Raw genomic sequence first — 25,053 nt, forward strand, 5'->3', positions numbered from 1 at the left:
CAAGATCAACAGTATGAGACAGGAGAAATGTCATGAAACGACCGATACAGATCGGTTTGCTGGTTCTTGGTTTGGGGGTTGCCTCGGCGACACCGGCGTTGGCGGGAACCATCGTCAACGTCGGTGGCGGCACATGGAGCTACGGAACCTCATTCCAGGCTCCATGGTTCAAGAACGTCTGGTCCCACTATGTGAATCCGACGCAGTACCACTCTGCGACGGCCATCGGTGGTCCCAACAACGTCAAGATTTACGCCAACGCAGGGTCGTGGGCCAACGCCGGCACCCAGTGCGGGTCGGGAGAAAACGCAGCGCAGTACTGGAATAACTACTAGGGATTCCAGCCACGTGGGTGACCGCCGACCACGTGGAGCTATCGGCGAACATCGCCACAGACCAGGCCTGGGAGCAGGAACAGTCGGAGCCGCTCCCAGGCTTGGTCTCCGGCGGTCACCATATTTCCGCACCACCGCCCCGGAAGGGTGTCTCCATTCATGAAGTGGGTTCTCGTTGCTTTTCTCCTCCTTTTGTCAGCGGCCGGGGCGGGGGTTTCCTTCGTAGAGGCCGACAACGCCGAGCGGACCAGCATGCAGCAGGCTGCAGCGTCCGTCGGCCGCCCCTTTGATGTACCAAGCGACGCAGCGCTGGCGGACCCGGTAGTGGCTCTTGAAGCCCTCGGGAAAGCGGCGGATTCGGCCAAGGTCAACGTGTTCCGAACCTCCATCGGCTACAACAGCGATGATCAGCCTCAGATGACCCACTACGCCCTGCTGGCCGGTGACACGACCACATTCTGGGATTCCTTCCGGCTGCACAGCGGCCGTCTGCTGACTCCATCCGACACCAGGGAAGCCGGTCCAGTGCTCGCCTCGTTGGCAACACAAGAGGCCCAACAGGTGGGTGTTCTGGAGGATCTAGGCGGCAATGACCGCGTCTTCATCAGGAGCCTGCGATCAGCATTCGATTCGCTCCCGGCAGCCGGGGCCTACTACGTCGAATGCAGCACGACGGCCGCATGTGACCAGTTCACAGCAAGCCTGGCTCAGAACTTCAATGACATACTGGGGACAACCAGATGGACCGCCGCCGACTTCACAACGGCCGCGGCCCCATTCGGAGGACTGCAAACAAACACCGCTGCGCTGCTGACCGTCCTCGTTTACGGTCTGGTCTTCTTTGTCGTCGTACTCCTCGTTTACCGCCAACTCTACGAAGCAAAGCGCTCCGGAGTGCTGAAACTTCATGGATACAGCACCTTGGCTATCTGGTTCCGGGTCTCAGGATCACTCATTGCCATCACCTCGGCGGCCTCCGGAATTGCCATCCTGTCAGCCTGCCTCCTGATACCGGGCCACACTCCGCAGTTCCTTGCTGCCGTAGCCTTCAGCCTCATCAAACTCGCAGCCATTGCCCTGCTGGCCTCGTTGCTGACGTGCATGTACATCCGACGACTGGAGATCTCTGCTGCCATCAAGAACCGCAAAGAAACGGGACTCCTTTTCGTCACAAGCACCGTTCTCAAAGCGGCATTTACGATGCTGCTGGTCGTAACATCGGCCGGTCTTTGGAGCCAATACACCGAAATCCAGCACCAAAGCGCACTGCTTAAGAACTGGCAGTCGACGTCCAAGTACGGCATCTACTACCCCACCAGTGTTGGCAACGACCTCATCGACCTCCAGACGGGACGCTCCGGCCCCACCGAAGCCCAGGTCTACGGGCTCTATCCTTCACTGAACGCCATGGGCTCCGTGTTCATCGACTCCACAAACTTTGAGCCAGCCGCCCTGGCCAACCCAGTCGAGCCGGGCGGGTTCCGCTCCATGCTGGTCAACCCCAACTACCTCAATGAATTCCCCATCAAAGGCACGGACGGGAACCCTGTGTCAGTGCAGGAGAATGACAGCAACTGGGTGGTATTGGTCCCGGAATCCTATCGGGACCATGGCCAAGAAATTCTGGCCTACTTCACGGCGTCACGCACCGGAGGACCAAATCGTCAAGGGGTGGCACAAGCCGAAAAAGTTGTCTTCGGACGGGATGTTCCTCCCGAGGTGAAAACCCAGCAGGTGCGCATCATCTGGACCGCGAACGATCAACGCGTTTTCAGTTTCAACCCCGCTGTTGCACCCGAAGACGGAAACGTCGTTACAAACCCCATCGTTCAAGTCATGACCGACTCGAACAGTGCAGGAATTGACCGCAGCAACATGATCACAGGCGCCGCAGGAACAGGCCTGAAGATCAAGCTCACAGACTCCAGCACATCGGCAACCCAGGCCGAGCTCGGGCCCTTGCTGAAAAGTCTCAAACTCGAAGACAACCTTCTGCACCTTGTCACCATGAACGACTACGCGCTCGGCCAAGTGGAATACCTGCAGCAAGGCATCAGAAACATCGCCATTACTGCCGCCGGGCTGCTCCTGACAATGCTTGCCCTGGCGTTCCAGTGCCTGACATTGACCTTCGAGCGGTTCTCCCGCCGCATCGTCGTTCGGAGGCTGTTCGGAACGCCCTTCATCAGCCGGTACCAGGAATTCCTCACGGTGTTCACCCTCGTCTGGGGCATCCAACTGGCCGGGGCCTTACTGCTCAATGCCGCCGGGGTTTCGCCCTTCGCCACAGCCACAAGCTCCGGCACGGCCAACGGATCCGTCGTGCTGGCCACCGCGGGCACTGTCCTGGTATTGGAGCTGGTCTTCTCAGCCTTTGCCTTGGCACTCATCGAGACCAAACGAACAACAGACGTACTGAAAGGCGAGTTCTAATGAATACCGAACCCGTATGCGAGCTCATCAACGTGAGCAAATCCTTCCGCGGCCGTAAAGTCATCGACAACCTGAGTCTGACCATCACCCGAGGAGAAATGATTGCACTCACCGGCCGAAGCGGCACGGGAAAATCCACGGTATTGAACATGATCGGCCTCCTGGAATCCTACGACTCAGGGGAAGTTTCCCTCTTCGGCGGAACTGCTCCGAGGGTCAAATCCAAACAGGCCGAAAAAGTGCTCCGGCATCGGCTCGGCTACCTGTTTCAGAACTACGCCTTGATCGACGGCGAGACCGCCGAATACAACCTTAAGGTCGCCCAAAAGTATGTAAGGACTCCCCGCAGCGAACAGGCCCACCGTCGCGCGGAAGCACTCCACCGCACCGGTCTGGAAGGCTTCGCCGACAGGAAGGTTTACGAGCTTTCCGGCGGTGAGCAGCAGCGGCTCGCGCTGGCACGGCTCATGCTCAAGCCCTGCGAGCTCGTCCTTGCCGATGAACCAACCGGCTCCCTGGACACCGAGAACAGGGCCCACATCCTCGAGATTTTGCGAGGCATGCGCGACGCAGGGAAGACCATCGTCATCGTCACCCATGACAGCGTGGTCGCTGACGCATGTGACCGGGTCCTCAGCCTCGAAGGCACACCCTTGGCCGCGCGGGCCCCGCAGCCAGCTCACGACATCGCGTGACCACTGGACCAACCAACACCCGAAGGAACTTCATGACTGAATCAGCAGCGTCCCCACAGCCCCTTCCGGCGACGCCTCCCATCTACCGGCCATTTACCATTGCCAGGGCCGGCGAATTGGCAGCCTACAAAGATCTGACGGCGGCTTCCCACGCACAGATCACGCCGGTCTTCATCGTCGCTGCCCGTGACTGGGACTACGACAACGAAGTCTTCGCAAAGAGCCCGACAGCCCATCTGGCCGATCTGCCCAAGAAGCTTCACGCCGCCCGCGGCGACCGCCTGGCGTATATCGATTTGTCGTTACTGGACGACGAAGGGTTGGTCCACGGCCAGCACCCTCTGCATTGGCTTGTCACCGAAGCCCAGAAACTGGGGCTCCTCCTGATGCCATTGGCCACCCCGCAAAGTTCTGCCGCGTTCCTTGCCGCCGCCAAATCACTCCATGCAGCCAACGGACGCGGAATAGGCATTCGCCTGACAACAAACGACTGGCCCGGCATCAACGCCGCGGCTGCCACGACGGTGATGTCCGCTGTCGGTGCCGGACATTCAGACGTCGACCTTTTTCTGGATTTTGAGGCCAAAGTCGACGCTCTGGTCGTCGCGGCAATTCAGAACGAAATGCATGCTGCATCCAGTACAGGATGGCGCCATATCACCACGGGCGGCCACAGCTGGCCCAAGGATCTGCCGACCGGCCAAGGCACGTTCGTCCTCCGTCGGGCGGAACTGGCCCAGTACACCGCCAGTTACTTGGGCTTGAAAGGAATCAGCGCACTCCTGCCTGACTTTTTTGACCATCTGGTGGCAAACCCTGAGGTCACCCTTGATATTGACCCCAAGCTTCTGACCATCAGCGCCACCCTCCGGTATGCGGCAGAAGCCCAGTGGGTCTTTGTCCGCGGCGGTCTTTATAAGGCCTCCGGCGGCAAAGGCAAAGGTGGCGCATCGGTAGCGCCGGCACTGCAGGCCCTCATTGGGCACACCCTGTACGGGACCCCGGTCCGCACGAAAGCGGAAACCTGGATCGAAGCCGCCGCGGCAGGGGGCCCGTCAGGCAACCCCATGACCTGGCGGCGATGGGCGACGTACCGGCACATCGAGGTCACGCTGCATTCTCTCGCCAATTCACTCTGACTCCACCTGGTCGCGGACAGCGACGTGCATCCACCAGCCGCGCCGTATGTTCATGGCGCGGCTGGTCGCGCACAGCCAACCGCCGGCCCACCACAAGCGGCGTATCCCCGCTACCAGACCCGAATCTCGAGGCCACAGGGACGAGCTGGTCCAGAGAGGTGATGTTCGCTGTGCCAGCTCGCTGGCCTCGGGCAGCTACCGGTATCGAAAAACAAGTAGACACACCTGCTGGGTCGCGGCGCCATCGGCTCTCGCAGGGCGGGCATGCGGGGAACATGCTGTAGCCAATCCAGACTGAACATCAGCGTCCTCGGGCAGTGCACGAACCGCCACCCACACGGCTTGCGCCGCAGATCGGAGCCGATCTTGTCAGGCGGAATGCCGCCCTCTCCGGTGCCGCAGCTCCGGGACCATGAGTACAGGAACCGCTCGAAGCATGAACTGATCGAAATGCGGCACAGTGAAGGCTGCATATCCGTGGTTCGGCGTGTAGAGCAATCCCTTGTCAATCAACTGAGACCGCGTCGGACCCACCTGCTGGGACGTGCGATTCAGCAGTGTCGCCACATCGTTGGCCAGTTGGGGTTCAGGGCCCAGTTCGGCCATGGCGCGAAGATAGGCTTGTTCAAGCTCCGTCGTTCGATCCAGACGGACCCTGAAGAAACTGCCATCAAGTTTCTCCTCAACGTACCGGTGAGCGTCGTTGACGTCCCGCGTCGTGATCTTGTTGTCCTCGGCCAGGTTCCACACCGCTGATCCCATTTCCTGCAGAAAATAGGGGTAACCTCCGGTGAGGTGCACAGCCTGGTTGGCGGCGGCCTCATCGAAAACAACGCCGCTGTCCAGAGCCGGTCGACTAATTGCCTCGATGGCATCGACATCCTTGAGCGTTCCGATCTTCGGGAACTTGAACAGTCGCTCGGAGTAGGATTTCGCCTCGCCCGCCAACTCGGCTATCTGTGGAAGGCCCGCGCCGACCATGGTTATGGGCAGTTCCCGCTGAACAGTCTTGTGCAGGGCAGCGATCAGTGACTCCAGCTGGGCCTTGGAAAGGAACTGCACCTCGTCGAAGAGCAGAACAAGGCCGGTCTTATGGTCCTGGGCTGCCTCTCCAACGGCCAGAAAAAGGTCGGTAAGGTCAACGCCGAGCTGGCCGCTGTCAGCTTGGCCTTCGACGGCCTCGACGTCAAAGCCGGCAGTAAACTTGCCTTCCGGATCAACAGAGACCGTGAACGAGCGCAGCACACCGGCCGCTCGCCTTGCACGATCCGTCCACTTGGCGCGTGGGGAGATTTCCAGCAGAGCTTTCCGGAACTCCACCGCCAGCTGGCGCCGGAAGTCCCTGTCATCGTGCTTGCTCACCTCAATGTCTATGACAGCCCATTCAGCGGATATGGCTTCCTTCCGGAAGGCACCCAGGAGCACCGTTTTCCCTACCCCACGGAGCCCGGTGATGATCATTGACTGTTCGCTGCGTCCGCGCGCCAGCCTGGCCAACAGGAGCTTGAAGGAGGCAAGCTCGTCGGTTCGGCCGACGAGCACCGGCGGATTCGCGCCAGCGTTGGGTGTGTACGGATTCTCAAGGGGGTCCATAGCAAGAATTTTAGCGGTTTATTAAACATTTATAAAACGTGCATAAGCTAGAAACACCCCACACAGGTGTCGCCGTGTCGGGACTACGTGGACCCGCATGGCAACCCGTGCGCCGGGGTGGTGAGGCCAATAATCCACTACGTCAGACCGGGGCCGAAGCGGCGCCCGGGAAGGACTCGCCGCGATGCTGTCGAGGTAATAAAGAGACGGGGCAGCGACCGAAGAGGCACCCGAGAGATCTGCACCAGTGGCGATGAAGCCTTGAACCGCTACTCCTCGAGGACAAATCGAGCCTTAATGGGAGCGCGCTTGCCGGACCTCGTCGACCATCCGGTGGCAACTCGGGAAGCGACCCTGGACATCGGCCCTAAACTGTTGACGATTCGCGCCGAATTCCGCTGCGCGACCGAAGCCCGATGGGCTTTCGTTCGGTGAAGTCTGTGCGAGGCCTCCGTCGGCAAAAGCCAAAGGTGGCCCACCGTAGCGCCGGCACAGCAGGCCCTCATTAGACGCGCCCTCCTCGAAACCCCGATCCGAATGAAAACGGCGAAACCGGAAGTCTGGATCGAAGGGGCCGCAGCCTGTTGGCCTCAGGAAACGCCGTACCGTGGCGGCGCAGGGCAACCTAGCGTCAAATCGAGGTCACGCTGCACTCTCCCGCCAATTCACTCTGACCTTCAACTGCTCGCGGACAAGAACCCGCATTTGGTCGACGTCAAGGTGCTCCACGAGCCGTGTCATGAGCACATGTCGCGGCTTGGAGCGCACTCCCCTGTCGATGCCGCGCTGTTCCAAAGCATCCAGAAGTTCCTCCCGCCACAGCAGCGTGGCGAGAAACGACGAATCGATGCCCGGGTTGTACTGCGCTTCCCGGAGCTGTGTAAGGACCAGACCCTCATCCGGGGAGATGGCGGCGGTCATGACACCCCACCACTCCGGAAGCAACGGCAGGGCATGGGCGAGGTGTTTGTCCGCGACCACCAACGTCATGTGGTCGAGCATTTTTGAGTACACCTCGACCTGCTTCGGAAGGCGGCGCAACGTATCCTGGGCACTCTTGATTTCATAGCCGGAAAAAGCGCCGTTGAGGACAGCGACGTCAACACGCACTTCTCCAGCCAAGCTCAGTTCATCAACGAACCGGGTGTCCGCGCGCTCATGACTGTGCTGGCGCTCCAAGGCGGCGTGTAACGCCATACGAACATCCCGATCCCACATACAGCCAGATTAACATTTTGCTCCATCGATTAACAGTTCAGCCAGCGCTACGAGCCAGCCGACGACCTTTTACGGCCTTGTCGTGCACGTCGCATGGGGAATGATCTTCGCCGGCAAGAAGCTGCTGCGGCAGGTCAACGGTGGAATTGGTTGCGACGGCCCATTCGGAATCGGTCAACTCCCTGGATCCGCCACAGCTCAGAACGGCTGTAGACGGCACGTCCGTCCAACCAGATGAATTGCCTTGCATAACGTCTTAGTTGGGCCTACAAAGCTCCGCCTCCCAGCGAGGGTGCAGCAATCTGTTCTTTGAAGGCTTCAAATTCCTCTTGGAGACATTCAGGCTGCTGATCCCGCACTCGGACACCCCAGAAAGACCCATCTCTGTAAATGACGCGAATCGATCCGGAGTGAACAATGGTCGCGACGCACCAGTCCGAGTCATCCTCATCATGGCTGCCATTCATTGCCGTACCGTCGTTATGCTCCTCGTGTGCTGACCGAAAAGGTTCCAACTGACTTAGGTTATGTGTGCGCCGGAGAACGAGTTCAATTATCGGAAAGTCTCTCCGTGCGAGTGCTAGCCCTATTTCGCTCATCTGGTGATGCTACACGCCACTTGCAATTGTCCGTTGGAGGCTCCCAGCTGTCTTTGGTTCTGAATGTCCCTGAGTTTCGCTGAATGCAAATTTCAGGAACACACCCGAACTCGGCCGCATTGTGACGTGATACGATGAGCTGTATTTTCGGCCGTCCGCTCAGCGCCGGGGCAATCCGCGGGCTCATTCCGGGCTTCAAGTCCAAACAGATGCGACTCTTGCCGCACCGCTGCACCGGTGGACTGCCGGCACGGAACCGTCTTTGTTTCGCCAACGCGCAAAGAGTCTCGATGCGTTCTCAATGCTCGCCAAGGCCTACAGGGACTGCGTTGGTGCCAGGTCTTCTCAGGATCTTCCGCCACCAAGTCAAACGCCGGGTCTTCTTAGGATCTTCCGACAAAACCCACAATACCTGAGAGCCGGGTCTTCATTGTTTCCGTTTTCCCGGATGCGCTGGGGATCAATGGGTGAACTCCGCGGCGTGCGAAGGACGAATCGAATGGGACGATTCGTGGCTCGACCGGGCACTCGTCCGAAACGACCACCACTCGACCAGCTGGTCGAGTGGGAAATCCCTTGCAAACAAAGGGAAGGAGGCCCCTCTACTACTACTACTCTACTTAAACGACCAGAAATATAGATATATATAAGGGGGCCAGTGTTCTTTCACCAGGGGACACCTTTCTTCTAGAAAGAAAGCAATCTCCCTAGAGAGGCATGTGCCCCACATGGTCGTTTTGGTCGAGTGGGGGTCATTTTGGACCCAAATTCCCCGCCAGCACTGGGATGCAGGGCCGTCAAGCCACTCGACCGGCGGTCGATTCCCGAACGAATTGGCCGCTTATGGTGGTCGAGCGTGAGAGACCGGCATTTTAATGCATGTGATAACCTGAGGAACGAACCTCCTCCTCCAGAGACGAGGGTTATCACATGGCCCCCAATTTGGGGGCATCCGCATTTTTGGGCCGGCATTCATAACCTCTTCAAAGCCACCGAAAATCCGCATTCCATTACTTGTCGATGGCACATCTGGATAGAAATTTGCTGCGACCTCGAGCCTTGGCCACTGCACGACGAAGGCCATCGGACGTCTGTCCTGCACCCACCCGTCTCCGGCGCGGCAACCCAGGGACCTGACCGTGACGGCATCAGAAGGTCCAAGTACCCGGACGGGGAGATGGACTGATCGTGTTCGCAATCTCCCACTCGTACTTCACTTCGTTAGCGAGGTTGTACTTGGTCCACGTCGAGTCATCTACGAAAAGACTGTGGGAGAACCACGCATCCTTGCCTTTCCAATGCGGCAATATGCGCCTGTGGGGAAGCTGGTGCTGGCCAAAATTCAATGAGCTTTGATTACGCAGGCCATCTGCGAGCATGACCAGGTCTGCCCGTGAACGCATGAGGAGGACTCTGGTGACGTTAGGCCTGATGGCATTCCATTCATCTTCGGAGCGGGGCAAGACGGGAGTGTGGAGAAGGACCAGAAGCTTGACTTTCTCCCCGGCAGCTATGCGATTGAGCGCAACGTTTCCGCCGTGGCTGTGGGCGTAGAGGGTATCGATGGATTTGACGCCCTGGGCCCGCTTCCACAGCGGAAAATCATCCGAGCCGCTTCTGCGTTCTTGTTCGCTGTAACCGCCGGACCATCTGAAGTACTCGGGGTTTGAGAACAGATTGCTGTTGACCTCGCTGCGGATATGGGAATGCAACGTCGACCCCGGCGCATACCACCGCTGTTCGGCCAGCCGGGCCCACGTCCCATGAATGGTCAGGCTTGTTTCCGGTTCCGGAGCCGAGCGGCTGCCCTCCACCTCAGTGTCCCTAACCGTCGATCGGCGCGCGTTCTCCCCAAGGGCTGCCTCTGCTATCTCGGCCGCGAGGGGGTCCCGGGACGCCAGCGCTCGTTCCAACACATGGACCGCAACGGCGTACGTACCGGTCGTGAGGCTGTGGACGGCAGCCGATGCGGCGACCTGTTGGATCTCGCTTTCGCTCCATACGGACAAGCTAATGAGGGCCACAGCGGAGAGTGCGCGACGGGTCAGTTCAACATCCCGCCACAAAGCCAATTGCTCCTCAGGTCGACACGGAATTCCCGGACGCCATTCCAAAGATTCACGCGCGACTCCGTGATCCTGCATGGCCATCCTCGTGAGGGACTCGAGCGAATCCGGATTTTTCCAGCTTTCGAGTGAACCATCGAAGCTTTCGACGTACGGCACGGACAGATCATCAGCGTCAGGTTGCGCGGCAATTATCTGGTCAGTTGAGCCGAGCAGATAGGTCCCCAGAAGAAGGAGCTGGGCGGCCGAACTGAGCTGGCCGGCGCGGCTTGCATCCATGAACGCGCGGCCGCCCGTGGGTGGTCGCCCGTCGGATTCCTGCGAGCCGGAAAAGTCGTCGTTGACCATGGTCCCTCCCCTTTTCGCAGAATCTATCCTGTCGCGCGGACAGGAGGAAGAGGCCGCCACTGGCCTGTGATAGCCCGGCCAGTTGTTTGACACCAGCCCTTGTCCCCCGGTTGATAGAGTCATCAACGCGGCGTTGCCGCTGATCGTGACTTCTTCAGGGGGAACCAGTGGGGATTGGCAAATGGGTTCGGCAGCTAGTCGGAGGAGCGACGGTCACGCCGCCAATAGCGGAGATCAAGAAACCACGAACAACCGAACAGCCGGCTTTTCGTATGGTTCTGTCCTTCAACCCCTGCGTTGAAGTTGCCGGCACAACCACTTTCGCCCGTGAGGCAGTAGCGGCACTGGCTGACCGTGAAGCCTTCGGCACCGGTGGCTACTACGAGGGCGCGGCCCAGCTGCAGCGCGAACCGGAAAACCCCGCAGACCCGCAGGCAGTGGCCGTTCTGGTGGGCGGCGAGAGAGTCGGATACCTGCCCTCCTTTATTGCGCAGAAGATCGCGCTGCCTGAAGGCGTCAGCCACCCTGCACGGTACCAACTTCATGTTCAGCGCGAGCAGAAGCTGCTTGCGAAGGCCTACGTTTGGCTTGGCGAAGGCGAGCCGGAATGGGCTTACGCACCCGAGGACCCGCCAGCACTCACGGCCCACGACCGAACCAACAAAGCCCACACCGATGCTGCTGCGATGGTGCAGGAGGCGTTGGCGGAGGGCGGTGAACGCGCAGCCCAGTTCAAACGGGGCATGGTCGATGGAGTCCACTACCTGGAATTGGTTGAGCCGATCAAGCAACTGAAGCGTGAGGGCCGCAACGAAGAGGCACTCGTCCTTTGTTACAAAGCCATCCAGGCCGCTGAGGGCGACGCAGGACGGCGGGAACCGGCACCTTGGTACACGGAGCAGGCCGCAATCGTCCACCGAAAGCTCGGGCAGAAAAGCGAAGAAATCGCCGTCCTCAAAAGGTGGATGGACCGCTGCCCGAAGGCGCGCCGTGACGGAAGCCGCATCGGAGAACGACTTGCCAAGCTGGAGAAAGGATCTGAATCATAAGGAGCGGTGAAAGACATATTGTGGATCAATGACTCTCTTGACTTCCCCGGGTGAATGGCAGCTCCAGAAGGTCATCCCAAATCCTTGGGGCGCAATCCCGCTGACGGGCGGCGGCGACTTCCTGAACCAGCAAGCGAAGCAATATTACAAACGTCTCCATGACTCCGCCGAAGCATCAGACACGAAGGCCCGCCGCCACCATTATGTGCCGAAGACGCATTTGAAGCGCTGGTCCGCTGATGGGAAGCGGGTATGGACGTTAAACACCGAGACCGGGAGCGTTAAGCAACTGGGTGTCAACGACGTCTGCGTCACCGAGAATTTCTACCGGGTTGTCGGGATGGACGGCGAAGCCCACAACCGCGTGGAATTGATGTTCGGAGCCGTGGATGAAGAGGTCCGTCGGATCCAATACATTCTGCTCACACTCGATCAGGGAAGCGACCTCAGCTTCGAAGACTTCATGGCCGCCGGAGTCACGGCAGCTCTTCAACGGATGCGGACCTCTCAGAGCCGCCGGCTTATGCAACAGCAGGATCTGTGGTGGGGCGAGCAGCAGGCAGACGGGTTCACCAGCCCGATAACTGATCATGACCCACTGCGTCTGAACAACATCCACACCGAAATCTTGTTCCGCACCATGTGGAAGGCGGCTGACGTCATGACGACCCGTCAGCTGGAAATTTGGGTTGATCCGAAAGGACGTTTCATAACTTCCGACGCTCCGGTCCAGAATCCGTTCGTGGGCGGCGTGCGTCCTGGTTTGGACGAAGCCAGGACCATCTGGTGGCCAATCAGCCCATCCCGGGCTGTCGACTGGAGCAATGAGCTCACCGGCGAAAAGGTCACGTTCAAACGGGCCACCACGTCGTTGACGGACAAAGTCCGGGCCATCATGCTTCAGGGGCGGGACCGATTCATCATCGCTACAGAGGACCAACTGCGGACATTGCCGGTAGGTAAAGGAATTCCACGGCGGGCACAGATGCGTCTGCGATGTTCTCAGCGCAAGCCCAACGGCGAGTACGTCGAACCGCCAGGTTGTGTGGTGGAGACCAAGGAATGCTACAGCAACGGCCCGGACGTTCTGTTGTGCGACAGCGGCCTTCACCGCCATGTTCCGACGCTAGCCGAACACCGCTAACAGCGACTGTGTCCCCTAAGCCCGCGAGAAAATGCCGGCTCTGCCACAGACGGCCAGCGGTCCCGGACGCTGTGCGTTCAGAGCAATTCCGTCAAGCAATCTGGGCTTTTAGCGAAGACCTCTCCGACGACTTCTCGAGGTGCGCAGGCGCTTCAGTGATCTGGCAAAACGCCACCAATCTCTCATGGGGCGCGGCCGCAACAGCCCCAGGTCGGGGATGGGTTTATAGTAGTCGCGACTGTGGGGACCGAAAGGGACCGGTATTGCCTCACGGTACGTATAAGAGTCGTAAGGCTCCCGGCCAGGGGACCCGTGACGCACGAAAAAGATCGCTGAGCCGTCGAACTCGTCACCGTTGGGTGAAATGTCTTCAATCCACCGCCACGGAATGTGCCCGCAGCGAAGCACCGGCGGAGCGGCGGTTGGAGACTTTTTCAACGTCCGCCTTCCAGAGTCGTCGTAGAAGCTTTCAACGACTCCGGCGATGACCACCACTCCCGCGTGGTCAACGTCAATCATCTCCGGTCCTGTGTACATCCACCCCCGCCACGTCAACTCATTGCTTCCGTCGTATCCGCGCTTGTAACGGTCAACGTTCATGACGATGATTTTGCTGTTGAGCCCTTCCACCCTGATGGGCCCAAGCACGCCCCAAGCTTTTCCCTCCAGCTCCGTTATGCGTTCACGCTGTTGCCGGAAAGACAGACGCCGACCCAAGTGGAAGATCGCAACTGTAACCACGAGGGAAGCCACACCTACGGCCAACGAGACCAGGTCCGCCCATGAAACGTCGTTGGTTAACGACATCAAACAACACCGTTCATCGCGGGGTCGGCAACAAGACGCTTGCACACGAAAACTCTGGATTTGTTGCTCATCACACGCTCGTCCCCCGATATGTCGTCGTAGATTTCATTGACCCCTTCAGCTTTCCCTACCGCTTTGCAGTGAGTGCCGTCCAGCTCCGTTTGCATCAGGTAGGTCAGGTCGCACGCGCATCGCGCCACAAAGGCGTAGAACCTTCCTCGATTCGCCTCGCGGAGCAGGGTTACCGGGTAGTGGAGGACATGCTTTCCGCATACCGCCGGGACTTGAACCCGGTCCCCAACAATGATGCTCCGGGCCACGTTGGTTGCCGGGGTCCAAGGATGAAGTTCAAGATGCTTCAAGGCTGGGCTCAACATTTTTCCATCGGCGAACTGGAGAAATCCCGTTCTGTCACAAGGCTGTCCTGCGGGCCAGGTAAGGTTTCCGCGGGAGGGCCACACCTGTGGCATCCCGAGATCGCTCTTGACGGGAAAATCCCTATCCGGTGCGGTTACTCTCAGGGCCTGCAGGATGAGGTGACCGAGCACGATGGTCATGACATATCCATGGGGAAAGTCGGGTTCCGGAAACGCAGACATGCGCATCGTGACCGGAGTAACCCGCACGGCCCAAAATCCATCCGTTCCTACATAACGCCCAACCCAGAAACGGCTCGCATCCAAAGGCCGCATCTGATCCCGGCGCGCATACAACTCGGAGTACTCGGACGACGGCAGGCCGTACCCTTCGTCACGTTGTTGGTCACTGGAGATAAGCATCGCAGTGAGGGCTGTCTTGTGGATCCACATGGCAATCGCGGGTTGGTCTTCGAAGTCGATGGTTCCTGGTTCACCAAGGATCAAGGGTGTCAGAACCCTTTGGGCGGTGCCCTCCAGGTCGCTCATCCAGCCGTTGTTGCACGATGCACAGAAATTCTTTACGGTCTGGCGGTATGGGGGTTGACGGCCCATGTCGCGCGGGAGTCCGTTCAGTGGGCCTGCTTTGTGCTGTACGGGGCTTAGGTCAAGGCCGATTTTACTGACCCATTGGCCGAAGACGTGTTCGCGGGTCATTTGCTGCGTGGAGCCGCAGAAAGCGCAGGAAGGCATGTGTTGATTATGCGGGCGTCGGGGACAGTGGACGGAATTAGCGCACTCTCTCAGTCCGGGAGGTCACCCACCGCGATGTGCTCAGCGGTGCGCTTGTACGCTTCGGCGATGTACTCTTCGACGTCGTTGGCTCCGATGCGCCACACGTTCCTCCCGCCGACCTGGAGCCCGCGCAACTCACCTGTCTTCAGCAGTGCCCGCACCTGGGATACGGAGACGTTCAGTTCTTCGGCGACCTGTTCAATGGTCAGGAACCTGTGTTTCTTCTTCTCATCCGACACCGCTCCATCCTAGAGGGGGCCCGGGCATCTCCCCGTGATTACCTACCTGCGTGATTACCTACCTGCGTGATTACCTACCTGCCGGTAATTCGTGCAGAGCCGGACGAAAGACATACTTCGTTCGTCAGTTGAGGCAGCTTACCGATTGCCTTGGGATGACCGGCCTGGTGCGCCGAGTTCGCGGGAGATGGTCCGGGCAGCGTCCCGCAGTTGACGGACGGTCGCTTCATCTGCTGGCCACTCACTTGTCGGGAGTACGACGGAGAGCGCTGCGACCACTGCCCCGCTTTCACCGTAGACGGGAACCGCCACGGACGCTTCACCGATGACAGCTTCTTCATATTCGAAGGCGGTTCCGGTTTTTCGTACTTCCGAGAGCTGCTCGTGAAGCTGTGCCGGATCAGTCAACGTATCACCGGTCAGCTCTACCAGTGGCTTATTGAGGACTTCCTTTTCAAGTTCAGAGCTGTAGGCAAGCAACACTTTGCCCAAAGCCGAGGCATGGGCGGGCAGATTGAGCCCCGTTTCTGGCATCTGTTCGGTGCCATCGGGGCGCCGGTCATGATGAATGATGAGGACCTCGTCCAAAACAGTCACCCCCAACCTTGTCGCGCAACCGGTCCGCCACGACAGCTCGTGCATCCAACGCATTGAACGCGCCCGGACATCAAGCGTGTCGAGGTAAACGCTGGAAAGTTTGAGTAGTGCAGGCCCGAGCACGTAGCGGTTGCCTGATATTTCCTGGGCGACCAAGCCGTGTTCCTGAAGTGACTTCACGAGGCCATGGACCGTCGATGGCGGAAGGCTCAGTGCCGAAGCCAGCTCCGAGATGCCCAGACGGCGGGCGCCCTGGAGGAGTCCGAGGATCTTGGCTGCGCGGTCAATCGACTGGATCACAGGTCTCAGCACCCACTTTCATATCATCCGTTGCCTACACGTTCAACAAGCAAATTTAGCCCCTTGACAGGCTCGAAGCCCAACCGGCATGATTCGATAATAGCAAATGGCATTCGATAATGTCGAATGCTTGCTTCGCCTCACTTCACCCCACTTGTTCAAAGGAGAACTTCGTAATGGACGAAAACCGCACCTGGCAAAAGCTGGCCGCTGAATTCCTGGGCACAGCGTTCCTCGTGTTCGTGGGCGTCGGATCCGTACCTGCCCTCGCTATGGCGCGAGGGACCGAACCGTTCACCGGTTCGGAACTCGGATTCATCTCGCTCTCCTTCGGAGCCGTTGTCATCGGCACCGTGTACGTGTTCGGTTACATTTCCGGAAACCACATCAACCCCGCGGTGACTGTCGCCCTCGCCGCCACCGGGAAGTTCCCATGGCGGGACGTCCCCGGCTATCTGGCCGCACAGGTGCTTGGCGCCGTCGCAGGTTCCCTCGCGATCATCGCAGTCCTTGGTCAGAAAGCCAGCGAGCTTGGTCTGGGCGTTGCGGCCTACGGCGACATCCCCGTATGGCAGGCATTTTCGGCCGAATTCATCGGTACGTTCCTTCTGGTCTTCACCGTTTTCGGCGTCATCCACCGCAAGGCCGCACCAGGATTCGCCGGTATTGTCATCGGCTTCATCGTCTTCGCCGCGATCATTCCCGTCGCACCGGCCACCGGCGCTTCCATCAACCCGGCCAGAACCACCGGACCGATGCTCATCCAACAGCTGATGGGCGGCACCGTTGCCTGGGAGCAGTGGCCGGTCTACGTCATTGCTGAACTGGCCGCCGGTATCGCCGCAGGCCTGCTGTTCGGGGTTATCTCCCGCACCCAGGCCGACCGCACCACCCTCACCGAAGCGCTGACCGAAGAGGAGTCCCGCGCATGAAGAAATTGATCAACTCACCGCAAACGTTGCTGGCTGACGCACTGCGTGGCGTCGCCGCAGCACATACCGATCTCGCCGTTGATTTCGCGAACAGGATCGTTTTCAGCACCGCACCCCGGGAAGGACGCGTCGCACTGGTTTCCGGCGGCGGTTCCGGACACGAACCCCTCCACAGCGGTTTCGTCGGCGCCGGAATGTTGGATGCGGCCTGTGCCGGTGAAATCTTCACCTCTCCAACTCCCGACCAGATCCTTGCAGCTGCAAGCGGAGTGGACTCTGGCTCCGGCGTCCTCTTTGTTGTCAAGAACTACACAGGGGACCTGCTCAACTTCGAGATGGCGGCCGAACTCGCCCGTGAACAGGGCATCGAAATTGCCACGGTCATCGTTGCCGACGACGTCGCAGTCGAAGACTCAACCTGGACCGCCGGGCGCCGCGGCGTCGGCACCACGTTGATCCTGGAAAAGGTCGCCGGCGCCGCAGCAGCTCAAGGCTGGCCGCTGGAAAAAGTACAGGTCCTAGCCGAACGGGTCGCCCACGCAGGGCGCTCCATGGGGGCAGCACTGACAAGCTGCACGGTGCCGGCCGTCGGCAGGCCCAGCTTCGATCTTCCCGAAGGGGAAATGGAACTTGGTGTGGGCATCCACGGCGAACCTGGACGTAAACGCGTGCCCGTCATGTCCGCTGCCGAACTAGCCGAAGAACTGGTCGAATCGATCACCACCGACTACGCCTTCACCGGTAAACCCGTCATCGCGTTGCTGACCGGCCTCGGCGGAACCCCGCTGATCGAGCTGTACGGCATGTTCGCCGAAGTGGCCGACCGGCTCAAGGAACGCAACATCACGCTCGCACGATCACTGGTCGGAGACTACGTCACCAGCCTGGACATGGCCGGCTGCTCCTTGACTCTCGTTGAAGCCGATGAGGAAATCCTTCACCTCTGGGACGCACCCGTCGACACCCCTGCCTTGCGCTGGAAGGCCTGACATGACCGAAGCACTCACCGTCGAAGCCCTTCATGCCTGGCTGCAGCGCTTCGCCGCGGACATCACTTCCCAAGCGGACTGGCTCACCGAACTGGATTCAGCCATCGGGGACGCTGACCACGGCACCAACATGGTCCGCGGCACCGCCGCTGTCATCGACAAACTCGACGCCGTCACCCCCGCCACCGTGCAGGAACTGCTCAAAACCGTCGGCATGACACTCGTTTCCACCGTCGGCGGGGCCAGCGGCTCCCTCTACGGCACCTTCTTCCTCGAAATGGGCCGCAACAGCCCTGCAACACGGCAGTTGAAAGCCACAGAGTTCGAAGAAGCTGTCCGCGCCGGCGTGGACGGGGTCATCGCCCGGGGCCACGCCGGGATCGGCGACAAAACCATGATCGATGCCCTTGAACCCGCCACGACGGTTTTGTCGAAATCACTGGCGAGCGGTACTGACCTGCGCGGCTCCATCGCCACCGCCTCAGCCGCGGCGTCCAAAGGCAGGGACTCCACCAAGCCCCTTGTCGCCCGGAAAGGTAGGGCTTCGTACCTGGGTGAGCGCAGCGCCGGGCACATCGATCCCGGAGCCGCATCCGCAGCGATCCTGGTCGCAGCCTTGGCCGCCAGCGTCGAGGAAGGACCTACCCGATGATCGGTATCGTCCTCGTCTCACACAGTGAAGCACTGGCTCATGCTGCCAGGGACCTCGCCCTGCAAATGGTCCATGAGACCCGACCAGCGATCCGGATCGCCGCGGGAGCGGCAGGAGGCTTCGGCACCGACGCGACTGCCATCGCATCGGCGATCGATGAGCTGACCGACACAGACGGTGTTCTGGTCATCACCGACCTGGGGTCTGCTGTTCTCAGCTCATCCCTGGCCCTGGACCTGCGCGAAAGCACCCACCCCGTCATCATCAGTGACGGACCATTCGTGGAGGCGACAACAGCGGCTGTCGTTGGCGCCGCCGCGGGCGCCACCCTGAAGGTCATCGCTGTGGACGCCAGCAACGCCCTCGATGCGAAAAAGTCACAACCCGGCACCGGGCCAACAGACATGCCACCGGCGTCTGCTCTAAACGATCACGAAGCCAGTGCCGAGGAACGCCTCGTCAATCCCATGGGTCTGCACGCGCGGCCTGCAGCACTGCTGGTCAAGACCGCCGGCGAGTTCAGTGCCGAGATCGAACTGACCAACACCACGGCCGGGCGCGGACCAGTGGACGCTTCCAGTGTCATCGGGATCCTGTCCCTCGCCGCGAGCAAGAACGACCAGATCCGCATCGATGCCAACGGCCCCGACGCACCACAGGCGGTCAACGCGGTCAAACAACTCGTCCTCCAAGGATTCGGCGAGCTCTAACACCTCTCGTCCGACTTACATCAACCCACCATAAGAACCGGAGTAAACCCATGCCCACAACCGTGCGCCGCCACATCGTCAACAACCCCCACCACGTCATCGACGAAGCCCTCGACGGATTTGCCCTCACCTATCCCGAACTGGTGACGTTCAACAACGAAAACAACCTCATCTCCCGCAAAAACCTGACACCCGGAAAAGTCGGGCTGGTCTCCGGCGGCGGCTCCGGGCACGAACCTCTCCACGCCGGATTCGTTGGCAGTGGCATGCTCGATGTAGCCGTCTGCGGTGCTGTCTTCGCCAGCCCCACCGCCGATCAGGTCCACGCCGGCACCCAGCTGGCCAACACCGGCGCCGGGGTAGTACAGATCGTGAAGAACTACACCGGAGACGTCCTGAACTTCCAGATCGCCGCCGCCTTGGCAGACGAGGACGGCTTTGCCGTGGAACAGGTCCTGGTCGACGACGACCTCGCCTCCGATAACGGCAGCGACGGCCCCGGACGCCGGGGAACCGCGGCAGTGGTCACCGTCGAAAAGGTCTGCGGCGCCCTGGCCGAACGCGGCGCCGACGCCGGCACCATCGCGGCCCTTGGCCGCGGTGTGGTAGCCCGCTCCCGCAGCCTCGCCATCGCCTTGGACGCCGGCGCCCACCCGGGAGAATCTGCAGCAGCCTTCGAACTCGAACCCCACGAAGTTGAATTCGGTGTTGGAATCCACGGCGAACGCGGCACCGGGCGAATCCCGTACGCACCGGCCGACGACCTGGTCGAACAACTCGTCTCCCCCCTTGCGGCCAGCCTTGACCTCAAACGCGGACAGTCGGTCATCGCGATTGTCAATGGCCTCGGGGGTGCCTACCCGTTGGAACTGTCCATCGCCGCCCGCCACGTCCACAACCTCCTGAACAGCCGCGGCATCACTGTTGCCCGCTCGCTGGCAGGAACCTACGTGTCGTCCCTGAACATGCATGGCCTGTCGGTCACTCTAACGGTGGCCGACGAGGAACTGCTCAGCCTCTGGGACGACACCGTCCGCACCCCTGCCCTTACCTGGTAAACGAAACAACAACTAAAGGAAATACCATGAACAACCTCATCGACGGCGCCGCTGCACTGACGTGGATCACCTCATTCAGCGAACGGTTCGGCTCAACCCAGGCCTACCTGACTGAGTTGGACCGGCTCGCCGGTGATGGCGATTTCGGCACGAACATCGCCTCCGCCTTGGAACGCACCCATGCGGGCCTGCCCGCCGCTGCCGAAGCCACTTGCATCAGTGTCTTCCAGGCCGCCAGCCGCGGCTTCATGGCCACCGGCGGCACCAGCGGCCCGTTGTTCGGTATGTGGTTCCGTGACATCGCCAAAAGCACGAAGAATGATGCCGCAGCTGTCCATGAAATCGCCCAAGGCATCGCCTCAGGCCTGGCCACCATCCAGAAGCTCGGTGGAGCCAAAGTCGGCGACAACACCATGATCGACGCACTGGAACCGGCGTCCGTGGCGCTCACCGCAGCAGCAGAACGTGGCAGCACGTTGGCGGAAGCCCTTCTCGAGGCGGCGCTGGCGGCCCGCGCAGGCGCCGAATCGACCACTGACCTCATCGCCGCCCGTGGCAGGGCAACCTACGTGGGAGAGCTCGCCCGCGGCGTCCTGGACCCGGGTGCGGTGACCATCGCTCTGTTCTTCGAAGCGGGTGCCGACGCCGCCGGAAACTCCCGGGTGTGGCAGCCCCTGGGTGCATCCGCGTAGTGAGTGCCTCAACGACGCGCCTCAAGCCAGAACCGGTGGTGCCCGGAGGCGCGGGCAACGATCTGCTGGACCGCTACGTTGCGCTCGAGCTTGTACACGCCACCGAAGCTGCAGCGATCAGCGCCCAACGATGGATCGGCGGCGGGGACAAGAACTCCGCGGATGCAGCCGCTGTGGATGCCATGCGGGAGTATCTGTCCACCGTCGACATCGCGGGAAGGGTCGTGATCGGGGAAGGAGAGAAAGACGCCGCCCCCATGCTCTTTAACGGTGAACTCGTCGGCACCGGCCGGGGGCCGGCGTTGGACATCGCCGTGGACCCCATCGACGGGACCACCCTGACAGCGGCCGGCAGGCCCAATGCCCTGTGCGTGATCGCTGTTTCCGGGAGGGACACTATGCTGGACGCCTCCGCGACGTTCTATATGGACAAGATCGTCACCGACGCGGCCGGGCGCGGAGTGGTCCACATGGACAACACCGTCGCGGCCAATGTACAAGCCCTGGCTAACGCGAAAGGGAAACCGGTCAACCAGATCCAGGTCGCCGTCCTGGATCGACCCCGGCACAAGGCCCTGATCGATGAGATCAGGTCATCCGGTGCCATCACACTGCTCATCCCCGACGGCGACGTCGCAGCCGGCATCAACGCCGCCCGCGAGGGCTCCGCAGTCGACATGGCCCTCGGGGTCGGTGGCAGCCCCGAAGGAGTGCTGACGGCCTGCGCTGTGAAAGCCCTCGGAGGTTACATGCAGGTCCGGCTTCACCGACCAGATCCGCTGGACGGGGAAGCCGCCGGGCTATCACGCATCTGGGAGGCAGAGGATCTCGTGCAAGGACCGAACGCGTTGTTCATCGCTACGGGCCTGACCGATGGTGACCTGCTGCGGGGTGTGCAACGAAGAGGCGACCGGGTCCGCACGGAAAGCCTGATCCTCAGCAGCGGAACCCGGACCATGCGCAGAGTGCAGTCCGACCACACAACCGGCAGGCCCTCTACATGACAGGGAGAAAACACGGGCATATCGGGTTGGGTTTGGCGGCCATCGGTCGTCCCGCCTACATCACCGCAGGACGTGACAATGACCTGGGCGATTCAGCCGAACGTACGCCAGCGCACCTGCGCAACCGGGCCCATCAGCTGCTCGATGCCGCATGGGATGCCGGGGTAAGGTACTTCGACGCTGCCCGCTCCTACGGGTACGCCGAAGAGTTTCTCGGATCCTGGCTGGCCGGATACCCAGGGCGGCGTCCGGATCTTGTCATCGGTTCCAAGTGGGGGTACGAGTACGTCGGCAACTGGACGATGGACGCGGACGTGCATGAACGCAAAGAGCACTCCCCTGCCATGTTCGAACGCCAGTGGCCCCAAACTGTTCAGGCGCTGGGCACCCCACCGGATTTGTACTTGATCCATTCGGTAACCCCGGACAGCCCTGCACTTTCGGACACTCGTCTGCTCGAACAGCTCAGACAATTGAGCCATGCCGGGGTACGGGTTGGAATTTCCACCAGCGGTCCAGCTCAAGGCGAAGTGATCGATCGGGCCCGCTCACTGCCAGGCTCACCCTTTCAGGTCGTCCAGGCCACGTGGAACGTGTTGGAGCAATCAGCGGCACCGGCACTGGCGAGAGCCCACGAGGCGGGGTGGTTCGTGGTGGTCAAAGAAGCACTGGCCAATGGACGGCTCACCGATGGTGGTCCCGTCGAGTCTGTGAATGATCTGGCTTGCTGGGACGGGCAAACGACGGACGCGTTCGCGCTCGGTGCCGCTTTGGCGCAGCCGTGGGCCGACGTCGTCCTTAGCGGCGCGGTTACCCCCGCCCAACTGTCGGCGAACTTGGCCGCCCGAACTCCAACGGACGATCGGGAACTCGCCCCGTTGGCCGTGGACCCAAACCGCTACTGGTCTGAGCGGGCAGTTCAGGCCTGGCAATAAGTCCGTCAGCCCGGGTTTGCTCGATCAAAGCAACCCCGGGCTGACCGCACCATAGATATGACCGGGTCCGCAGCACCGCTTCGTGGGTGATGAACGATTCTATTGAGTCCCTAAAACGGGTCACGTTTGTTCCACGATCATTCGCGAACGCGGAATACGAAAACGTGAGTTACGCCCAGGATCCCGGAACCTGGGCACGCTCCTGCCCGGCGAAAGGCCACCAAAACCTTCACCTATATAGCGTCACCCCAGCCGATGTCGCCCACCGCGGTGAACTCTGCAGCGCCGTGGGAGCCTGACTACGAACCGGGCAGACCGAGGCTTGGTGGGATGAATGTGACGCTGCGGGGCTACTGCACACCCCTTGTTTGCAAACTTTAAGGGTGCCTCATGCCCCCGGTGTCGCAGCGTCCGAGAAGTCGCTGTGTAAAGCCCTGCTTACTTCGCGAGCCATACCGGCAGGCCTGGAATTCACATAGGACCGCCGCTGCAGCTATATCTCGGCGACTTCTTTGCCACCGTCCACAGTGGCAAGCTCAAACCACCGTCGCAACATCAGTGTAGATCTCCGGTGGAGGTCCCTGACCAGTTCCTTCTTCGACATCCCTGCGAGTTTGCTTGCGATGAACTTGTCGTAGTCCGAGCCCTTCGTATGGGCGGCCACCCGTGAACGGAGCTCCTGTATTTCTCTGAGCAACGAAAGGTCCTCATCGCCTTGGTCGTAGCCGACCTTCTCGAAGAAGCGTTGAAGCTTTCCCAGGCTTCTTTCGTTCTCGGGTCCCTTACCAACAACCTTGCCAATCCCTTTGTCGTTCAGGAAATCAACAAGAAGTTTCGCCAGGATCATCAGCTGGTCTTCGAACTCGGTCTGGGTTTCATTGAGGGGAACATGCAACCTATCCAAGATCCCTTCGTCGATCTTGTGAGGATTCCGATGGAGCTGCCATCCATGGACCTGGAGCCACCGGGACTGAAGGTCCTTGTAAGCCCGTTTCAATTGATGGTCAGGCTGCTCCGCGTCGGCCCACTGTCCCAAAAACGAACGACGGACATATGTGCCGCTCATTTCCCCTGAAGGCGCCACGTTGAATGCTCGCCAGTACTGACGCTCGGACTCCGGAAGGTCCCCGCCCAAATCCCCTAGGAAGACGGCCACGTGATCGCCGTGGTCGTTGTCCAGCCTCAGGTGCCAGCGGCCTTTGCAGGATACGGAACCTTCCGTAACCGTGTACAGCTCGGGGTTGTTGTAGTACTTCTGCAAAACTTCGCTACGGAAGAAGACAGGCGTGAGGTAGTTGGGTGCGTCAGGGTTCTTCCCAAAATAGTCGCCCAGTTTATCTATTTCACAGGTGAACTTGATGGTCCGACCGACTTCATCTTCCCCGATGATGAAGTCCTCGTATGTCTCGTCCCGAGCCTCGTACTGCCACAAGTTACAGTGTTCGATCGGTGCCGGACCAAGGTACTTTTTGGCCCGGAAGAGTGCGGCCGGGTAATCGAGGCGGAGGCTTACATGGTTGAGCCCGGCAGAATCGGCGTTCTTCCATTTTGTGTTGAATTGCTCGAAGTTACCATCCTGGCTCAGGGCAGGGAAATGAGTGATCGTTTCGGTGTAGAGCCACAAGTCGAGCTGTTTGAGGGCTCGGAAGCGAGCGAGGAAGGAAGTCCTGATACGGACATTTCGTCCCGACACCTCGACAACGACTGTCTCAGTGCCATCCTTTTCAACACTGACGAAGTTTCCTGAAGCCTTGTCTTCGAACAAGTCGAAGACCAGCCGGAACTCCTGGTTCAGGATTACCTCGGCCTCACGGGTGCCTGCTCTGTCGGTGACGATGACAAGCGGTTCCCAGCCGTCGTCGTTGCCGAATTTTAAGTATGACGTTTGACGCGTCTCGCCGAAGGATGTGATGATTCCGGGTCGACCCCAGCCAATAAGGACATCCCAGCCCTCTTCGTCCAGGAATTCGGCTCTTAACGCCGGAGGAGCAAGTACAGAGTAGGCGACTGTCGAGACCGGCCTGGTGGCCACTCCCTCACCGGCGTAGACCACGGTCCATGGCTCTGTGCCGGCCCGCATGAAGTCGTCCATCAGCTTTTCGCCACGCAGCGCCTGCAGCTCCGAAGTGCTGAAAACGTCAGTCAAAGTCCTCATCCTCGCTTCACGAGTCCGTCATCTTGTCCAAAGTCACTGACACCAAGGAAAACTCCGGAGCTTTTGTCCGCGAACCTGAACAAAGCGGGCAGAGCGGGAACAGAATCTTCGCAACAGCCTCAACCTCGAACGCGAAAATCCGTGCAACGTCGGGTCCAGCCCCACGTCGCCTTCTACGCGTAGCAGATGCTTAGAGTAGGCAGGTTACGGATT

The 25,053-nt window shown here is 60.3% G+C and carries 22 protein-coding genes; 14 read left to right on the top strand and 8 right to left on the bottom strand.

The annotated features are described in order from the left end of the window. Nucleotides 1–32: 32 nt before the first annotated feature. From LN996_RS02460 to LN996_RS02475, 4 genes are all read left to right on the top strand, one after another. A complete protein-coding gene (locus tag LN996_RS02460) occupies nucleotides 33–335 on the top strand; it encodes a lactococcin 972 family bacteriocin (RefSeq protein ID WP_231338610.1) in 303 nt (100 codons plus the stop codon). A 159-nt stretch (nucleotides 336–494) separates the two neighbouring features. Continuing rightward, nucleotides 495–2,768 carry a bacteriocin-associated integral membrane family protein gene (locus tag LN996_RS02465; protein WP_231338611.1) on the top strand — a complete coding sequence of 758 codons (2,274 nt, stop codon included), beginning with the start codon at nucleotides 495–497 and terminating at the stop codon, nucleotides 2,766–2,768. Beyond that, complete coding sequence (locus tag LN996_RS02470; protein ID WP_231338612.1) at nucleotides 2,768–3,463, top strand: ABC transporter ATP-binding protein; 696 nt, start codon at nucleotides 2,768–2,770, stop codon at nucleotides 3,461–3,463. The genes LN996_RS02465 and LN996_RS02470 overlap by 1 nt, the downstream gene beginning before the upstream one ends. A 32-nt stretch (nucleotides 3,464–3,495) precedes the next feature. After that, nucleotides 3,496–4,602, top strand: a complete 1,107-nt coding sequence (locus tag LN996_RS02475) for a beta family protein (protein WP_231338613.1) — start codon at nucleotides 3,496–3,498, stop codon at nucleotides 4,600–4,602. 369 nt (nucleotides 4,603–4,971) lie between these two features. Here the strand turns inward: LN996_RS02475 and LN996_RS02480 are convergent, their stop codons facing one another. The 3 genes from LN996_RS02480 to LN996_RS02490 all read right to left on the bottom strand — a co-directional run bounded on the left by LN996_RS02480 (nucleotide 4,972) and on the right by LN996_RS02490 (nucleotide 10,426). Further along, nucleotides 4,972–6,195 carry an AAA family ATPase gene (locus LN996_RS02480; RefSeq protein WP_231338614.1) on the bottom strand — a complete coding sequence of 408 codons (1,224 nt, stop codon included), beginning with the start codon at nucleotides 6,193–6,195 and terminating at the stop codon, nucleotides 4,972–4,974. 642 nt (nucleotides 6,196–6,837) lie between these two features. Continuing rightward, on the bottom strand, nucleotides 6,838–7,413 hold the full coding sequence (locus LN996_RS02485) for a sce7726 family protein (RefSeq protein ID WP_269215552.1): 576 nt from the start codon (nucleotides 7,411–7,413) through the stop codon (nucleotides 6,838–6,840). A gap of 1,747 nt (nucleotides 7,414–9,160) precedes the next feature. Continuing rightward, a complete protein-coding gene (locus LN996_RS02490; RefSeq protein ID WP_231338616.1) occupies nucleotides 9,161–10,426 on the bottom strand; it encodes a hypothetical protein in 1,266 nt (421 codons plus the stop codon). A 272-nt stretch (nucleotides 10,427–10,698) separates the two neighbouring features. Between LN996_RS02490 and LN996_RS02495 the strand changes: the two genes are divergently transcribed. Then, on the top strand, nucleotides 10,699–11,475 hold the full coding sequence (locus tag LN996_RS02495; RefSeq protein ID WP_231338617.1) for an HIRAN domain-containing protein: 777 nt from the start codon (nucleotides 10,699–10,701) through the stop codon (nucleotides 11,473–11,475). A 28-nt stretch (nucleotides 11,476–11,503) separates the two neighbouring features. Beyond that, nucleotides 11,504–12,619 carry a DUF4238 domain-containing protein gene (locus tag LN996_RS02500; RefSeq protein ID WP_231338618.1) on the top strand — a complete coding sequence of 372 codons (1,116 nt, stop codon included), beginning with the start codon at nucleotides 11,504–11,506 and terminating at the stop codon, nucleotides 12,617–12,619. Nucleotides 12,620–12,727: 108 nt separating this feature from the next. Here the strand turns inward: LN996_RS02500 and LN996_RS02505 are convergent, their stop codons facing one another. The 4 genes from LN996_RS02505 to LN996_RS02520 form a co-directional block, all read right to left on the bottom strand. Next, nucleotides 12,728–13,426, bottom strand: a complete 699-nt coding sequence (locus tag LN996_RS02505) for a hypothetical protein (protein ID WP_231338619.1) — start codon at nucleotides 13,424–13,426, stop codon at nucleotides 12,728–12,730. Next, on the bottom strand, nucleotides 13,426–14,331 hold the full coding sequence (locus tag LN996_RS02510; protein WP_231338620.1) for a hypothetical protein: 906 nt from the start codon (nucleotides 14,329–14,331) through the stop codon (nucleotides 13,426–13,428). Before LN996_RS02510 ends, LN996_RS02505 begins: the two co-directional genes overlap by 1 nt. A gap of 254 nt (nucleotides 14,332–14,585) precedes the next feature. Continuing rightward, the gene (locus tag LN996_RS02515; RefSeq protein WP_231338621.1) at nucleotides 14,586–14,816 is read right to left on the bottom strand and encodes a helix-turn-helix domain-containing protein; all 231 of its coding nucleotides are present in this window, start codon (nucleotides 14,814–14,816) and stop codon (nucleotides 14,586–14,588) included. Between the two features lie 138 nt (nucleotides 14,817–14,954). After that, entirely contained in the window at nucleotides 14,955–15,725 is a 771-nt protein-coding gene (locus tag LN996_RS02520; protein ID WP_231338622.1) for an IclR family transcriptional regulator, read from the bottom strand. A gap of 164 nt (nucleotides 15,726–15,889) precedes the next feature. On the opposite strand from LN996_RS02520, the gene LN996_RS02525 reads away from it, so the two are divergent. The 8 genes from LN996_RS02525 to LN996_RS02560 are packed head-to-tail and all read left to right on the top strand — an operon-like array spanning nucleotide 15,890 to nucleotide 22,685. Then, entirely contained in the window at nucleotides 15,890–16,645 is a 756-nt protein-coding gene (locus LN996_RS02525) for an MIP/aquaporin family protein (RefSeq protein ID WP_231338623.1), read from the top strand. Next, a complete protein-coding gene (gene dhaK / locus LN996_RS02530; protein WP_231338624.1) occupies nucleotides 16,642–17,634 on the top strand; it encodes a dihydroxyacetone kinase subunit DhaK in 993 nt (330 codons plus the stop codon). The genes LN996_RS02525 and dhaK overlap by 4 nt, the downstream gene beginning before the upstream one ends. A gap of 1 nt (nucleotide 17,635) precedes the next feature. Further along, nucleotides 17,636–18,286 carry a dihydroxyacetone kinase subunit DhaL gene (dhaL, locus tag LN996_RS02535; protein ID WP_231338625.1) on the top strand — a complete coding sequence of 217 codons (651 nt, stop codon included), beginning with the start codon at nucleotides 17,636–17,638 and terminating at the stop codon, nucleotides 18,284–18,286. Next, nucleotides 18,283–18,996, top strand: coding sequence for an HPr family phosphocarrier protein (locus LN996_RS02540; protein ID WP_231338626.1), 714 nt, complete (start codon nucleotides 18,283–18,285; stop codon nucleotides 18,994–18,996). The genes dhaL (LN996_RS02535) and LN996_RS02540 overlap by 4 nt, the downstream gene beginning before the upstream one ends. Before the next feature lie 50 nt (nucleotides 18,997–19,046). Continuing rightward, complete coding sequence (locus tag LN996_RS02545; protein WP_231338627.1) at nucleotides 19,047–20,054, top strand: dihydroxyacetone kinase subunit DhaK; 1,008 nt, start codon at nucleotides 19,047–19,049, stop codon at nucleotides 20,052–20,054. 26 nt (nucleotides 20,055–20,080) lie between these two features. After that, nucleotides 20,081–20,746: a dihydroxyacetone kinase subunit DhaL gene (gene dhaL, locus LN996_RS02550; RefSeq protein WP_231338628.1), complete on the top strand. Its 666-nt coding sequence runs from the start codon at nucleotides 20,081–20,083 to the stop codon at nucleotides 20,744–20,746. Nucleotides 20,747–20,781: 35 nt separating this feature from the next. After that, nucleotides 20,782–21,750: a class II fructose-bisphosphatase gene (glpX, locus tag LN996_RS02555; RefSeq protein ID WP_231338665.1), complete on the top strand. Its 969-nt coding sequence runs from the start codon at nucleotides 20,782–20,784 to the stop codon at nucleotides 21,748–21,750. Next, on the top strand, nucleotides 21,747–22,685 hold the full coding sequence (locus tag LN996_RS02560) for an aldo/keto reductase (RefSeq protein ID WP_231338629.1): 939 nt from the start codon (nucleotides 21,747–21,749) through the stop codon (nucleotides 22,683–22,685). The genes glpX and LN996_RS02560 overlap by 4 nt, the downstream gene beginning before the upstream one ends. A gap of 493 nt (nucleotides 22,686–23,178) precedes the next feature. Here the strand turns inward: LN996_RS02560 and LN996_RS02565 are convergent, their stop codons facing one another. Beyond that, nucleotides 23,179–24,831: a hypothetical protein gene (locus LN996_RS02565; protein WP_231338630.1), complete on the bottom strand. Its 1,653-nt coding sequence runs from the start codon at nucleotides 24,829–24,831 to the stop codon at nucleotides 23,179–23,181. Nucleotides 24,832–25,053: the final 222 nt, after the last annotated feature.

Origin of the sequence: Arthrobacter sp. AK01, assembly GCF_021109375.1 — a bacterium.
Lineage (GTDB): Bacteria > Actinomycetota > Actinomycetes > Actinomycetales > Micrococcaceae > Arthrobacter.

What these genes read in the sequence shown, in the direction of transcription:
- LN996_RS02560 (WP_231338629.1), top strand. Translation starts at nt 21,747, where the DNA reads ATGACAGGGAGAAAACACGGGCATATCGGGTTGGGTTTGGCGGCCATC.
- LN996_RS02505 (WP_231338619.1), bottom strand. Translation starts at nt 13,426, where the DNA reads ATGTCGTTAACCAACGACGTTTCATGGGCGGACCTGGTCTCGTTGGCC.
- LN996_RS02485 (WP_269215552.1), bottom strand. Translation starts at nt 7,413, where the DNA reads ATGTGGGATCGGGATGTTCGTATGGCGTTACACGCCGCCTTGGAGCGC.
- LN996_RS02540 (WP_231338626.1), top strand. Translation starts at nt 18,283, where the DNA reads ATGATCGGTATCGTCCTCGTCTCACACAGTGAAGCACTGGCTCATGCT.
- LN996_RS02510 (WP_231338620.1), bottom strand. Translation starts at nt 14,331, where the DNA reads ATGAGCGACCTGGAGGGCACCGCCCAAAGGGTTCTGACACCCTTGATC.
- LN996_RS02500 (WP_231338618.1), top strand. Translation starts at nt 11,504, where the DNA reads ATGACTCTCTTGACTTCCCCGGGTGAATGGCAGCTCCAGAAGGTCATC.
- LN996_RS02495 (WP_231338617.1), top strand. Translation starts at nt 10,699, where the DNA reads ATGGTTCTGTCCTTCAACCCCTGCGTTGAAGTTGCCGGCACAACCACT.
- LN996_RS02480 (WP_231338614.1), bottom strand. Translation starts at nt 6,195, where the DNA reads ATGGACCCCCTTGAGAATCCGTACACACCCAACGCTGGCGCGAATCCG.
- LN996_RS02460 (WP_231338610.1), top strand. Translation starts at nt 33, where the DNA reads ATGAAACGACCGATACAGATCGGTTTGCTGGTTCTTGGTTTGGGGGTT.
- LN996_RS02475 (WP_231338613.1), top strand. Translation starts at nt 3,496, where the DNA reads ATGACTGAATCAGCAGCGTCCCCACAGCCCCTTCCGGCGACGCCTCCC.
- dhaL (WP_231338628.1), top strand. Translation starts at nt 20,081, where the DNA reads ATGAACAACCTCATCGACGGCGCCGCTGCACTGACGTGGATCACCTCA.
- LN996_RS02545 (WP_231338627.1), top strand. Translation starts at nt 19,047, where the DNA reads ATGCCCACAACCGTGCGCCGCCACATCGTCAACAACCCCCACCACGTC.
- dhaK (WP_231338624.1), top strand. Translation starts at nt 16,642, where the DNA reads ATGAAGAAATTGATCAACTCACCGCAAACGTTGCTGGCTGACGCACTG.
- LN996_RS02490 (WP_231338616.1), bottom strand. Translation starts at nt 10,426, where the DNA reads ATGGTCAACGACGACTTTTCCGGCTCGCAGGAATCCGACGGGCGACCA.
- LN996_RS02465 (WP_231338611.1), top strand. Translation starts at nt 495, where the DNA reads ATGAAGTGGGTTCTCGTTGCTTTTCTCCTCCTTTTGTCAGCGGCCGGG.
- LN996_RS02525 (WP_231338623.1), top strand. Translation starts at nt 15,890, where the DNA reads ATGGACGAAAACCGCACCTGGCAAAAGCTGGCCGCTGAATTCCTGGGC.
- LN996_RS02470 (WP_231338612.1), top strand. Translation starts at nt 2,768, where the DNA reads ATGAATACCGAACCCGTATGCGAGCTCATCAACGTGAGCAAATCCTTC.
- dhaL (WP_231338625.1), top strand. Translation starts at nt 17,636, where the DNA reads ATGACCGAAGCACTCACCGTCGAAGCCCTTCATGCCTGGCTGCAGCGC.